The sequence below is a fragment of the Shewanella denitrificans OS217 genome (assembly GCF_000013765.1).
GTDB classification, from domain to species: domain Bacteria; phylum Pseudomonadota; class Gammaproteobacteria; order Enterobacterales; family Shewanellaceae; genus Shewanella; species Shewanella denitrificans.
In genome coordinates this window covers 4,137,026-4,149,957 of the sequence record NC_007954.1, presented here as the reverse complement: position 1 = coordinate 4,149,957, position 12,932 = coordinate 4,137,026, and the positions used below count along the sequence as shown (strand labels likewise).

The following is a 12,932-nucleotide window of genomic DNA, read 5'->3' as shown; positions in this document are numbered from 1 at the left end:
TGAATACAGGCGAGTATCGAGAAATATTGGATTTCGCTATTGGCAGGTTTAGTCACACGATTTTTTGCGGATAATAGAGAGAAATGGAATTTTATTTAATTGTTGTGGGAAGCGGGTTAGCTGGCTATGGATTGATAGAAGAAATCCGTCACTATAGTAAAGATATGTCGATACTTATACTTACTGAGGATGATGGGCATTATTATTCCAAACCAGCATTATCTACAGGGTTTAGCCAGTCACTATCCGCCGATGATTTGGTCGACAAAACGGCTGCTCAAATGGCTGAAGAATTCAACATAGATATTAAAAGCTTTACCACTGTGACCGAATTGAATCCTGAGCTTAATCAATTACGTGTCGATGGAGTGACCTATAATTACAAAAAATTGGTACTGGCGACTGGGGCATCACCGATCAGGCTATCCTGGCCAGAAGATGTTAATTCTATGGTTTTTCCTATTAATAATCGCCTTGAGTATCAGGAGTTTAGTCACAAGTTGACAGGGAAGAACCGGGTTGCCGTGATCGGCTCTGGTTTGGTAGGGGCAGAATATGCCAATGACTTGGCCATGGCGGGTAAGCAAGTTAGTGTTATTTCAATGGATGAGCGGTTGTTGCAACGCTTGGTTCCCTGCCAGATATCAGATGCGTTGCAGACACGTTTGGGTGATCTAGGAGTCCGGTTTGAGTTTGATTCTAAAGTGATCGCTGGTCATCTTAACACTGAGCAAGAACTTGAATTGACTCTTTCTAACGGCCAGCAGCTTAAGGTTGATATTATCTTATCAGCGGTGGGCCTCTCACCTAACCTTCATCTAGCCGCGGAGGCTGGAATAGCAACAGGGCATGGGATAAAAGTGGATTTATCCCTACAAACCAGTGCTAAAAACGTGTACGCACTAGGAGATTGTGCCGAAATTCAAGGTCTAGTGCGTATGTACCTTATCCCTCTTAATTTAAGTATTAAGGCATTGGCCAGAACTTTAACTGCAGCAGATGAGCTCCCCGTCAAGGTCAGCTTTGGAGCTATGCCTGTGTTAGTGAAAACGCCTAGTTGTGGGATCGTATGTGTTCCCCCACCATCTGAACTCAAAGGCCAGTGGCGAGTTGCAGGCGAAGCACCGCATTTGCAAGCCGAGTTTGTAGATGAAGAGGGAAAATTGAGTGGCTTTGCCTTGAGTGGAAAAAAGTTGCTTCAGCGCATGACTATGCTCAGACAATTAACAGGAAATCAATAGCGATGAAGCTCGGTGTTTTGATTATACCCACAGTGTGTATCTGGTTGGCATTCTCTTTTAGTGCTTCAGCCCAACAAGAGCAGGTAGAAAGTATCCCTTTTTATGGTGTTGTGAGTTATTACAAGCTCAGGCCTGTTTACTCTCAGTTTGATGGTGTATTGGTAGATGTATACGTGAAAGGCGGTGACAGACTCGAGCCTAACCAGCCATTGGTCAAAATTCAGCGAGAAGAAATAGGGTATGAAGCTATTTTTATTCGGAATACATTGGAGAGTGCGGTTGTGTCCAGATTGGATGTTCAAGAAGGGCATAAGGTTAATCGTTTCAGTCAAATCATGATGATAGCGGATTATAGCCAGTACTTAGTCAAAATTGATGTTTCGCAGCAGGATTTACTTAAGTTGAGAGAAATAGGGAATGCAGAAGTTATTTTCTCACCCAGCTCGGCAGAGCCATTAATAAAGACTGGTAAGCTTCATTCCATCAATGAGCCTAATCAGGGTGACTTTGGTCTATATCAAGTTGAAATTATTGTGGATTGTGCTCAACGTTGCGCACAACAAATTCGCTCTGGCAGCATAGCCAAAGTGATTCTTCACTCGGCCCACCCAATGCAAAAAACAGCCATGCGAAGTGGTCATTAACATGTTCAAATTACTCAGTCAAAATCGTGGAGGAATAATCTCTCTCACACTCTTTTTAGTGTGCTTTGGTTTGTACCAATTTGTACAGTTACCAATTTCATTATACCCCAACACCAGTAAGCCTGTGGTCGAATTGCAACTCTTCTACAAGCAAGATATGGGGCAGTTTATGCAGTTTTGGGGCAGTAAAATTGAAGCCTCGTTAAAGAACATCAAAGATGTAGAATTGGTTGAAGGGGAATACCGTCAGGGAGAGGCCGTCTATTACGTGCATTTTGACTGGAGCAAAGATAATGATGAAGCTATTCGCGATGTTGGCTCAACGGCAGCATTCTACCAGGCCCAATTGTCACGAGAACTGCCCCCATTCAAGCTAAAATTTTATAATCCAGGTAGTGAGTGCTATCTGGTGGTCGAGTCTGACTCGTTATCAGCAGTTGAGCTGAGTCATGTGTTAGCCAACCAATTACAACCAGCGTTAAATGAAATTCCTGGTGTATCTAAATCTTTGGTTACCGAATTTGGCGAAAAACATATCTCTGTGCAGATAGACCCGTTAAAAGCAGCGGAGTTCAAGTTAAAAATTCATGATGTCATTGATATAGTACAAATGCATGAATTTGATTACGCCCTTGGCAGTTTGAGCACATTAAAAAACGGCAAAATTGCCTTGAGTGTTGAGCGTGGAGTAAAGAGCCTAAAGCAAATCGAACAGATCACAGTAGGGAAAATCCTTGGCAGGGAAATTAAACTTAAGGACATTGGTGAGGTAGTCGTCGCGCAGTCTAAAATGTCACGTATGTTGCAACTTGATGGCAAGAATGCAGTTGCAGTTGCGGTTTGGCCTAAACCAGACGCCAATTTGTATCAGGTGGCGCGTGATTTCTTTAGCGTCAGTGAAAACTATGTGAAAGACATAGGCACTATTACTGTGCTAAATGATCCCTCTAATTTTATCGGTAAGGCAATAATTGCTGTGCTTTATGCCATTCTTACCGGAATGGCAATTGCAGCCTTGTCGGTGTTGCTGTTCTTTCGTTCGTTCAGTAAAACCTTACTTGTGTCGTTATCAATGCCGTTTTCTTTGATGGGGGCGGGCGCGATCATGTATTTTAGCGGTGTGGGTATCAATTTGTTGTCGCTGGGAGCAATGAGCGTCTCCATTGGCATGGTCATCGATGGTGCTATTGTGGTCGTCGACAACATTTACTACCATCAAAAAAAGCAGACAGGGGTGGGGGTTTTTGGTGCTACACGCGAGGTTGCGCCATCCATTCTGGCATCGGTTATCACTACAATTATAGTGTTTTTACCTATGGCTTTTACATCGCCGATAGCATCTGCTTTACTGAGAGACATTGCCTTTGTGGTCGTTTCGATAATGCTGTTCAGCGTGTTTGTTAACTTGGTTTTTTTGCCAGTAATATTGTCATTTTTACCTAATAAACCGCAAACTAGTGCAGGCGTGGGGAGAGCGGTAGATCGTCTCCTTGACGGCTGGGCAAACCTTTATTTATGGTGTTTGCGTCAAGTATTGAGGTATAAAGTCCTACAAATGTGCTTTGCCGCTTGCGTACTCGGGCTAGGGCTGTATACCGCTCAGTTGTTTCCGAGCATCAAACAGGAGCTTATTGCCCAGCCCGAAGCAGAAATCATAGACGTGATCGTTGGATTCAAAAAAGATGGCCTCGAAATGGAAGATCGTGTTCAGTTAGCTGAAAATGTTCGTCAACAAATCGAAAATGAATTTAGCGACAAGATTAAATTAGCCTATACCGATATACGCACTAATGCTGCTTATATCTCACTACATCTCAGCAGTCATGAAGTGTTTGAACAAGTGTTTTCCCAGATGCAGCACTCATTACAAAACACTAATGACGTGGATTTGGAAGCGGTTCCTTGGATCACCTCTGCGCTGGCGGTACCTGATTATCCGGCGTTGCGTTTACTGGTAACTGGGGACTCGGAGCAGGAAAGACGCGAGTTGCTAGATAATGTCCAACAGCATTTTAAGCTCCTAGATCCGGTTTCTAGAGTAAAAATCACACCGAATCCACGACGCACGACTAAACTGGCATTAACACTCAAGCAGGGGGCTTTATCACAGTTATTTCCGTTGGCCGAACATAAGCACATTCAGCAACAACTGGCCGACTATGTCGGTATGGCGATTGAGGAAAAATACCTCGCGCAGGTGGAGTTGGAAGGGGAGAAGCTGATGCTGTATTCCCAGCTGGGGAGTGAATTAGTGCATCGAGTTGAAGCAATTGGCGATTTGCCTTTTTTTTATAAAAACAAGGTGTATCACCTCAGGGATTTACTAGACATTCAGGCTATTAAACAGTGGGAACGGTATTACAGTCGTAATACACAGCCTATTTACATGGCAGAGGTCTGGCTCAAAAGCAGCAGCACTGCGACCGCACAAGAAGTGCTTGAGACCTTGTATCAGACTCTTCCTAAAGATAAGGCCATCCCGTTTATTGTTGACCAACCAGATTTAGAGGTGAAACAGGGGATAGAATCACTGATTAAAGCCTTGTTATTAGCTTTCTGTTTGGTGTTTTTGTGCGTTCACTTTATGTTCCGACGATTACTGGTGGCAGTGATTATTTGTGCGGCAATTCCGTTTGGGATTCTAGGTGCTTTACTGGCACTTGCACTGTTCAATAGCACCTTATCCCTTAACTCTATGCTTGGCATCATTATGTTGTGTGGAGTATCGGTTAATAACTCCATTATTTTTGTCGACGTATATCGCAGAATCGCATCCGAGTTCGACAATCAGATTGAGGCTATTTTGGCGGCGGCAAAAATGCGTTTTAGAGCCATTATGGTAACTAACCTGACCACGATAGCAGGGCTCGCTCCTTTGGCTTATGGCCTGGGGAGTAGCGGGAAAATTCTACAGCCCTTGGGGATTTCGGTTACCTTTGGAATCGCAATAGCAACAGTATTTACTATGTATTTAATCCCAATATTACTTTTGTATTTCATGCCTTTGAAGAAAAATAGTCAAGATCAGCAATGGCAAGTAACCATAGCAGCTAATTAATCTGAAAGTCGGTAATTGATCAAACCTTTATGCCGCAGACATTGGAAACTTATATCGAACTAGAAGGTGAGGCTGAGCGAAACCGCCTTGTTAGAAAATACTTGCTACGATTAGGAGGGTTGCTTGACTAGGAAGGCGCATTTCGATACCGATATTTGTGAAACCAAGGTACACATGTGAACATCAGCTGTTAAGTTAAGTTAAGTTAAGTTTTGAGCAGTATCAAGATGAAGAAGGGTTCGTGTGGTTGATTGAAGATCTTGATACATTTTTCGCCTCAAATGAAGAAAAACACCCGAAGCAAATTAAATTGGCGCAAGATATTGTTGATGCAATCAATGATCCTGAAATGCCTCAAGGGTTAAGAGAAGAGTCGCAGAAATTAGAGCCAGTAACTATGCGACTAAATGAATAAAAAATCATATTAAAAATAATATCGCTATATAGACGCTGCCAGTGAGTCAAGGCACTAATTTGCTCAACGGCTTTACTCTTGTTGCTGTTTTGATGCGACGCTTCACGATTAACTACCTTGAAAAACACCGCTGATTGCATGGCAAAATTAAATGCATCAGGACAGGTCTTTCTAACACCGGGGCATTGGTGTGGTGAGCCGATCCTTCGGGCTGCTTTAAGTAATTGAGCAAGGCCAAGCTTGTTGCCATGCTCAATGCCCAAACCCCACATAGCAGCTGAAATCTGTATTTTCTTAATTCAAGTGAGCATTAACTCACAGGTAACTTGATGGTGAGTTTTAGGCCCTGTTGTTTATCACGGCTGGCACTGAGATTTTCGGCGATGATGCTGCCTTGGTGTAGGTGAATGGCAGCTTGCGTGATGGCAAGGCCTAGGCCCCAGCCGCCACTTTGTCGGTCGCGGGCGCTATCGGGGCGATAGAAGGGTTTGAAAATGGCTTCAAGCTCAGCTTCCGGCACGCCTTGGCCATCGTCTTGGATGGTAATGACTACTTGTTCACCTTGGAGTACCGCCGCTATGGTGATGTTGGCACTGGCATAGCGAATGGCGTTTCTCAGTAGATTTTCTATGGCGCGGCTCAATGCCTTAGGGTAGTGGCTTAACTGCAAGGCTTCGTCAACAACAACCTGCAAGTGTTTCCCTTGTTGCTCGGCTTCAAATTCGGCGTCATCCAGCACTTGGCTTAAGGATTCGGCGAGGCCAAGGCGCCGCTTATTTTCATGATTGGCTAAGCTCACTCGCGATAGGGTCAGTAGCTCGCTTATTAGCGCTTCAAGCTGCAGGGCCTCATAACTTATGCGCTCTAATTCTTCACTGTGCTGGCCCTTCTTACGGGCCAAGGCCAAGGCAAGTTGTAACCGCGTCAGTGGGGTGCGCAGTTCATGGGAGATATCCCCCATTAATCGCTGTTGGTTGTTTACCATGCTCTGCACTGCATCGGCCATGGTATTAAAGGTGCTCGCCAGCTGACCCATTTCATCTTGCCTGTGAGTGATGCGCTCACTCACCCGGCTGGTTAAATCTCCCTTGGCGAGCGCATGGGCACTGCGCTTTAGGGAGCTGAGTGGCTTGCCCAAATACCAAGCAAGCAGGGCGGAAAGTAGGCCTGAGAGGAAAATGGCGATGGCGGCGGTAAGCAACTTGTTGTCGGCGAAGAAGAAAAACCACGGCCTAGGGTGATGGTCTGGCAATCTACCTATGATTTGGTAAGCCTTGCCATTAACCTTAAAGGCATAGGGGCCAAAGAATAACTCATTTTTAAATTGATGGCTGATGGCCTGCTCGGCTTCTTCGGCCATGAGGATAAATTTTCGTAAGGCGCGGGTGGGGTGACGTGTGTGTTGTATTCGACCTTCGGCATCTAATAAGTAAAAGCTGGCACGCTCGAAGGGGGCACTGCGTCTTACAGGGGGATCTCTTGGTGGCTGCCTCATCGGCCGGCCGCTAACGGGAAAGCCATGACTCAGTATTCGCGGATGATCTTGAATGCGCTCACTGGCGCGCACTAATAATTGTTGCAGTTGCGGTGTCAGTGGCGCCCTGTCATGGCTTTGTTGTAATAAAGGCAGTAGCGAGACAAAGGCGATGATAACTGAGCTACAGAGCCAGAAGCCGAGCAACAGCTTAATGAATAAATTACTGGGAAGACGAAGATTTGCCATCATGGGATCCAAATATAACCTTGGCCGCGTATGGTTTTCACTCTAGGGCGACCATCGGCGCGCTCGGGGAATTTCTTACGCAAATTTGATAGATGCATGTCCAGGCTTCTATCGAAGGGCATGAGTTTTTTGTGCAGCACGGTTTCGCTTAACGTCTCTTTGCTGACTAACTCACCGGCCTGTTTTATCAGAGCGTGTAGTAAAGAAAACTCAGTACCAGTCAGTAAGATGAGCTGTTCTTTACAGCTAACTTCTTGGCGGGCGGGATCTAATTTAATATCACCACACTTGAGCTCGTCGCGGGGTTCGTTAGCGGGTTTCTGCGCCCGGCGAAGAATGGCACGTATTCTTGCAACCAGCTCCCTGTCGTTGAAGGGTTTAGGTAGGTAATCATCGGCGCCAATTTCAAGGCCAACCACCCTGTCTATTTCATCCCCTCTGGCGGTGAGCATCAGCACTGGGGTTTGTTTGTGTTGCCTCAAGGCCTTGAGTAAGTCAAAACCATTGAGTTTTGGCAGCATGACATCCAGTAAAATTAAATCGAATTCTTGCTTGAGCGCATTATCCAGACCCTGCTGACCATCATAGGCTTGGGTTAAGCTAAAGCCTTCTAACTCAAGTAATTGGGCTAATAATTCTGAAAGCCCATGGTCATCGTCGATCAATAAAATGCGGTTCATCTGCTACCTGTACCCGTTAATGCTGAATTATTACTTTAGCTTGCTTGAACGGCAATGAATAGCAAGATTGCACAGTTTTACACTTATCTATAAGTGATTGATTTATTAGAGTACGTAGTTTGATACAGACATTTACACTGCTTTACTTAAGCCATACCCTCATTGACCTTGCAATCTCTATACTGGCTTCACTCTCTCAGCGCTAAGGTTCGACACCCGGCGTGAGCTAAACACAATAAGCTAATTCTTGATGTAAGTTAACCAAAGGTAATGACAATGAATACATTTAATAATCCAGTTAAAATGAACAGGTTTGCTGCCAAGGTTGGCGTGTTGGTGCTGTTAGCAGGCTCAGTCTTGTTAGTGAGTCAGGTTCAGGCCACAACCACTGAGCTTGAAGCCCAAGGCGCGACCCAAGACAAGGGTGAATATAGAACCTTTGAGCACAAGGCCGGTCACAAGGGGGAACGCCATAGCGGCCACCGTGGTGGCATGCTTAGGATGTTGCATAAGCTGGAGTTAACCGAGGCGCAAAAAGCCGAAGTGAAACTTGTGATGGAGAAATATCAGCAGGGCGGTGAGCGTCCCACTCAAGAGCAGCGTGAAGCCCACAGAGCCCAAGTGTTAAGCCTTATTACTCAAGCTAATTTTGATGAAAATGCGGCGCAAAATCTAGTGCTTGAAAAGCAGCAACAGCATCAAGCTGCCATGGTCAATAAGCTTAAGATGCAAAATGAAATCTATCAGTTACTTAATGAGGAGCAAAAAGCACAATTTACCACACACTTTACAAAAATGGCGGCTAAACACAGTCGCCGCTAATGGCAAAAGCGCGTTATAGTTAGGCATAGTTTAATGAAATTTACGCTTGCCAAAAACAGCCTATGCCGACTATGACGCCAAGTTCTACTGAAACTAATTATGATTTTTGGGTAAAGCTCGCCAGCCGAGCAGCCATTACTGTGGCATTTACCTTGATTGCCATTAAGCTGGCAGCCTGGCTCTATTCAGGCTCTGCCAGTATGCTGGCTTCCTTGACCGACTCCGTTGCCGATGCACTAGCGTCAGTGGTTAATTTTATTGCCATTCGCTATGCCATCGCCCCCGCCGATAAAGAACACAGATACGGCCACGGTAAAGCCGAGCCTTTAGCGAGTTTGGCGCAAGCGGCGTTCATTTTAGGTTCGGCATTCTTGTTGCTGTTTTATGGCGCCGAGCGGTTAATCAATCCTGTAATCATGGCCCATACGGATTTAGGCATTATTGTCTCACTTATCGCCATAGTGCTGACTTTTGCGTTAGTACTAGTGCAAAAACGCGCCCTAGCGCAGACACAAAGCAGTGTCGTGGCGGCCGACGCCTTACACTATAAATCTGACTTGTTGCTTAATGCTTCAGTGGTGCTGGCGTTGGTGCTAGCTCAGTACGGTTGGTGGTGGGCCGATAGTGTGTTTGCCATCGCTATCGCACTATTTATTGGGGCTCAGGCGTTGGGGCTTGGCTATACGTCGGTGCAGACTTTGCTCGACCGTGAACTCGACTCACAGACTCGGCTTAACATTATTCAGCTGGCCCAAGCGGATGCTAGGGTGCGTGGGGTGCATGATTTGCGTACCCGTCAGGCGGGGAAGACCACCTTTATTCAGCTGCATTTGGAGCTCGATGGCCAACTTAGCCTTAAGGACGCTCACAGCATAGCTGCCGATACGGACTTAAGGATAAGGGCGGCGTTCGATGATGCTGAGGTGATAATCCACCAAGACCCTGTCTAACTTTTATCGCCCTCACTGTTTACTCACGTAAAACCCATGGCTCACAGTGATAGGTCTTTAAGCTTACGCGTCAAGGTATTACGACCCCAGCCTAAATGCTTGGCGGCATCCTGTTTATGACCTGAGGTATGTTTCAGCGCCGTGGTGAGCAGAATACGCTCAAACTCGGGTTGAATGTCGGTCAACAAGTTGGTTTGTCCCGCGGCCAATTGGGTTTCAAGCCACAAGATGAGCGCGCTCTGCCAGTCGGCAGTCTCGTGCACTTGGCTAACATTGGCGGTGGGCTTTATTAGTTCTGGTGGTAAATCTTGCGGCAATACTTCCTGACCGGATGCCATCACAGTGAGCCAGCGGCAGGTATTTTCTAATTGTCTGACGTTACCCGGCCAAGGTAATTGCGCCAACTTGATAGCGGTTTCCTTGGCGAGCACTTTGGCTTCGACCCCCATCTCCTTGGCGGCGCTGGTAAGAAAATGCTTAGTCAATTGGGCGATATCTTCGCGGCGCTGGGACAAGGGCGGCAGATGAATGCGGATAACATTGAGGCGATGAAATAAATCTTCGCGAAATTGCCCTTGCTCGACCGCTTGCTCTAAATTTTGGTGAGTGGCGGCTATGATGCGAACATCCACTTTCACCACATTGTGCCCTCCCACCCGATAAAACTGACCATCGGCCAAGACTCTGAGTAAGCGGGTTTGCACTTCTTGAGGCATGTCGCCAATTTCATCTAAAAACAAGGTGCCGCCATTGGCTTGTTCGAAGCGACCTTGGCGCACAGATGAAGCGCCAGTAAAGGCGCCCTTTTCGTGGCCAAACAATTCAGACTCAATCAAATCCTTAGGGATAGCCGCCATATTAAGCGCGATAAACGGCTTGTCTTTGCGGGGGCTGTGTTTATGCAGTGCACCCGCCACCAATTCTTTACCTGTGCCCGACTGGCCATTAATCAACACGCTAATGGAGGAGCGAGATAGCCGGCCGATGGCGCGAAACACTTCCTGCATCGCCGGCGCTTCACCGATGATTTCCGGTGTCTTGACTTGGCTTTCAACAATGGGGGCGCTGGCTTGTTCTTTGCGATGGGCGAGGGCACGTTCCGCAAGCGCAATGGCTTCATCGATATCGAAGGGTTTAGGCAGGTATTCAAATGCACCGGCTTTATAGGCGCTGACGGCGCTGTCGAGATCCGAGTGGGCCGTCATGATGATCACCGGAATATGCGGATAATGCAGCTGCAAGCGATCTAAAAGCGTCAAGCCATCTGTGCCTGGCATGCGAATGTCAGAGATAATAACCTGTGGCTGAGCGACGTCTAGGGCTTGCCATAGGGACTCTGCCGCCGCAAAACTTGCGGTGCTAAGCTTGGCACTGTGTAAGGCTTTTTCTAATACCCAACGTATTGAGCTGTCATCGTCGAGGATCCAAACTTGTTCACTCATATTTTGTGTTCCTCAATGGACTCTTTCTATAGCGATTTCTGCTGGCTTATCCATTCGCTGAATTGTTACTGAAATGGCAAGGTTAAGGTAAATTCCGTGTGCCCTGGTGAGGAGGTGCAATCTATGCGGCCCCCATGAAGCCTAGCGATATTGTGAGCGATGGAGAGCCCCAAACCTGAGCCTTGCTCGCGCCCTGTGACCATAGGGTAAAATAGTGTGTCTATGATTTCGCTGGGCACCCCTGGGCCATTGTCGATAACGGACAAGGCCAGTGCGAGTTTGTGGCGCCGATTTCCCATGGTGACCTGATGTTGAGTGCGGGTCTTAATCAAAATCTCACCGCCACACTGCTCAAGGGACTGGATGGCGTTCTGCACCAGATTGATGACAGCTTGCTGCAATTGCTCGGGATCCATGGACATATCTGGGATGGACGGATCATAGTCACGCACTATGGTAACGTTCGCAGGCTGGGTCATTTCCAGCAGTTGCAATACTTTTTGCACCACTTGATGAATGTTGTGCAAGCTATGCTGGCTGGGACGTTGGGGTCCAAGTAAGCGGTTGACTAAGTTACTGAGCCGGTCGGCTTGTTCAATGATCATGCTGGTAAATTCTTTAAGCTCAGGTTCTTTAAGCTCTCTTGATAGCAGCTGGGCAGCGCCTCTTAATCCCCCTAAGGGGTTTTTGATTTCATGGGCGAGATTACGCACTAAAAATTGCGCTGCCTGTTGCTGGGCATCGAGGTTGAGTTGCTGATGAATGCGCCGCTGCTGGTCCACTTGCCTTAACTCTAATAGGCCAAATTGAGGATCATTCTCTAACGGAATTAGGGTCAAATCCACAGTGTGCAATTGACCATCTAAGGTCATTAGGCTAGCCGTATTTACCGTCAGGCCCTGATTTGACGCTATGGCGTCTTGCAGCAGGCTTGGGGCGATGGCGAGTTCTTGGTATAGCTCAGGCAAGGTGCTCTCTAACAACCTATGGTTGCCAAGGCCAAGCAACTGCTCGGCCGCGGCGTTGGCAAAACAGGGTTTGAGCTGTTTATCTATCACCAGCACGGCAGTGACTAAATTATTTAATAGATTATTGCTGTCCATTAGCCATCCTAGATTAGCAAACTCAATTGAGAATGCGCACCATTGTGGTGCAAAGCCTATGATGCACCACTATGGTGCAAGCTGCAAGCTTGAGATCTGTGAGTGAATTTGGCGAAGCGGAAAACCTAGCTGGCTTAGCTATCTATATGATAATTATATTAAATAATCACTTGACAGCTTAAGGGGTTACTTGAGGTTTAATGTTCGCTTGATGAAGAAAAATTCTTCTCGAGGAACTAGATGCAAGGACTTTGCCGCTTTGGCTGACAAGTTGGGCAATAAGGGAGTGTTCACCACGCTCGACGGCTTTGAGATCAAAATTGGGGCTAGTCTGAGCTTGGCCATAGGGCTTTCCGTCTAAGACTAATTGGATTAATGTGCCTCTTGGCGCCTCTGGAAATATCGATATCTGGGCACTGAAGTCACCATTGTTATCCCTGACCGTCGCCTCTTCAGTGGGTGAGACTATGTTGACTTGGTATTGGATATCAGCATCTGCGATGGGCTCTGCTTGGTCTTGGTTTTTTATGTTGCCGTGGCTGACTTTGACTTCATTGCGGGTGTTTTCTTTTGAGTCAAACACCTGTGCATTTTTTACCGGCGTATCTGAATAGTGCACCTTGCCATTTTCATCCACCCAACGATAGACGGTATCGGCAGCTGCAGGGCCTGCTAGCAGTAAGCTTGCGAGGAAAGCGCTTAATAGCAGGCTTGGGTATAAAAGTGTGCGCATCGGCAATCCCGTTCGAGAAAATCTCAGTAGTTCCAGCCTAGCTGTTTTTCGAGTTTAATTCAGCTTTTTTGAGCAATCTTATTTGAGCAATAAAAAGCCCCACTCAGTAAACTGGCGGGGC

At 46.7% G+C, this 12,932-nt stretch carries 11 protein-coding genes; 6 read left to right on the top strand and 5 right to left on the bottom strand.

Annotated features, from left to right (window positions below; genetic code table 11):
• Positions 1–83 precede the first annotated feature (83 nt).
• The 4 genes from SDEN_RS18020 to SDEN_RS20600 all read left to right on the top strand — a co-directional run bounded on the left by SDEN_RS18020 (position 84) and on the right by SDEN_RS20600 (position 5,358).
• Positions 84–1,241, top strand: coding sequence for an FAD-dependent oxidoreductase (locus SDEN_RS18020; protein WP_011497882.1), 1,158 nt, complete (start codon positions 84–86; stop codon positions 1,239–1,241).
• Between the two features lie 2 nt (positions 1,242–1,243).
• Positions 1,244–1,885: an HlyD family efflux transporter periplasmic adaptor subunit gene (locus SDEN_RS18015; RefSeq protein ID WP_011497881.1), complete on the top strand. Its 642-nt coding sequence runs from the start codon at positions 1,244–1,246 to the stop codon at positions 1,883–1,885.
• A gap of 1 nt (position 1,886) precedes the next feature.
• Positions 1,887–4,943 (top strand): efflux RND transporter permease subunit, encoded by a 3,057-nt coding sequence (locus tag SDEN_RS18010; RefSeq protein ID WP_011497880.1) that lies wholly within the window; start codon positions 1,887–1,889, stop codon positions 4,941–4,943.
• Positions 4,944–5,190: 247 nt separating this feature from the next.
• Positions 5,191–5,358, top strand: a complete 168-nt coding sequence (locus SDEN_RS20600; RefSeq protein ID WP_198134609.1) for a hypothetical protein — start codon at positions 5,191–5,193, stop codon at positions 5,356–5,358.
• A gap of 310 nt (positions 5,359–5,668) precedes the next feature.
• On the opposite strand, the gene SDEN_RS18000 is transcribed toward SDEN_RS20600, so the two are convergent.
• Complete coding sequence (locus SDEN_RS18000) at positions 5,669–7,081, bottom strand: ATP-binding protein (protein ID WP_041405889.1); 1,413 nt, start codon at positions 7,079–7,081, stop codon at positions 5,669–5,671.
• Complete coding sequence (locus SDEN_RS17995; RefSeq protein ID WP_011497877.1) at positions 7,081–7,761, bottom strand: response regulator; 681 nt, start codon at positions 7,759–7,761, stop codon at positions 7,081–7,083. Before SDEN_RS17995 ends, SDEN_RS18000 begins: the two co-directional genes overlap by 1 nt.
• 276 nt (positions 7,762–8,037) lie before the next feature.
• On the opposite strand from SDEN_RS17995, the gene SDEN_RS17990 reads away from it, so the two are divergent.
• Entirely contained in the window at positions 8,038–8,583 is a 546-nt protein-coding gene (locus SDEN_RS17990) for a Spy/CpxP family protein refolding chaperone (RefSeq protein WP_011497876.1), read from the top strand.
• A gap of 62 nt (positions 8,584–8,645) precedes the next feature.
• Positions 8,646–9,533: a cation efflux pump FieF gene (locus tag SDEN_RS17985; RefSeq protein WP_011497875.1), complete on the top strand. Its 888-nt coding sequence runs from the start codon at positions 8,646–8,648 to the stop codon at positions 9,531–9,533.
• Positions 9,534–9,574: 41 nt separating this feature from the next.
• On the opposite strand, the gene glnG is transcribed toward SDEN_RS17985, so the two are convergent.
• The 3 genes from glnG to SDEN_RS17970 form a co-directional block, all read right to left on the bottom strand.
• Complete coding sequence (gene glnG / locus SDEN_RS17980) at positions 9,575–10,975, bottom strand: nitrogen regulation protein NR(I) (RefSeq protein WP_011497874.1); 1,401 nt, start codon at positions 10,973–10,975, stop codon at positions 9,575–9,577.
• Between the two features lie 65 nt (positions 10,976–11,040).
• Entirely contained in the window at positions 11,041–12,078 is a 1,038-nt protein-coding gene (glnL, locus tag SDEN_RS17975; protein WP_011497873.1) for a nitrogen regulation protein NR(II), read from the bottom strand.
• A 178-nt stretch (positions 12,079–12,256) separates the two neighbouring features.
• Positions 12,257–12,811 carry a DUF4124 domain-containing protein gene (locus SDEN_RS17970; RefSeq protein ID WP_011497872.1) on the bottom strand — a complete coding sequence of 185 codons (555 nt, stop codon included), beginning with the start codon at positions 12,809–12,811 and terminating at the stop codon, positions 12,257–12,259.
• Positions 12,812–12,932: the final 121 nt, after the last annotated feature.

What these genes read in the sequence shown, in the direction of transcription:
- SDEN_RS17995 (WP_011497877.1), bottom strand. Translation starts at nt 7,761, where the DNA reads ATGAACCGCATTTTATTGATCGACGATGACCATGGGCTTTCAGAATTA.
- SDEN_RS18020 (WP_011497882.1), top strand. Translation starts at nt 84, where the DNA reads ATGGAATTTTATTTAATTGTTGTGGGAAGCGGGTTAGCTGGCTATGGA.
- SDEN_RS18015 (WP_011497881.1), top strand. Translation starts at nt 1,244, where the DNA reads ATGAAGCTCGGTGTTTTGATTATACCCACAGTGTGTATCTGGTTGGCA.
- SDEN_RS17970 (WP_011497872.1), bottom strand. Translation starts at nt 12,811, where the DNA reads ATGCGCACACTTTTATACCCAAGCCTGCTATTAAGCGCTTTCCTCGCA.
- SDEN_RS18010 (WP_011497880.1), top strand. Translation starts at nt 1,887, where the DNA reads ATGTTCAAATTACTCAGTCAAAATCGTGGAGGAATAATCTCTCTCACA.
- SDEN_RS17985 (WP_011497875.1), top strand. Translation starts at nt 8,646, where the DNA reads ATGCCGACTATGACGCCAAGTTCTACTGAAACTAATTATGATTTTTGG.
- glnL (WP_011497873.1), bottom strand. Translation starts at nt 12,078, where the DNA reads ATGGACAGCAATAATCTATTAAATAATTTAGTCACTGCCGTGCTGGTG.
- SDEN_RS17990 (WP_011497876.1), top strand. Translation starts at nt 8,038, where the DNA reads ATGAATACATTTAATAATCCAGTTAAAATGAACAGGTTTGCTGCCAAG.
- glnG (WP_011497874.1), bottom strand. Translation starts at nt 10,975, where the DNA reads ATGAGTGAACAAGTTTGGATCCTCGACGATGACAGCTCAATACGTTGG.
- SDEN_RS18000 (WP_041405889.1), bottom strand. Translation starts at nt 7,081, where the DNA reads ATGGCAAATCTTCGTCTTCCCAGTAATTTATTCATTAAGCTGTTGCTC.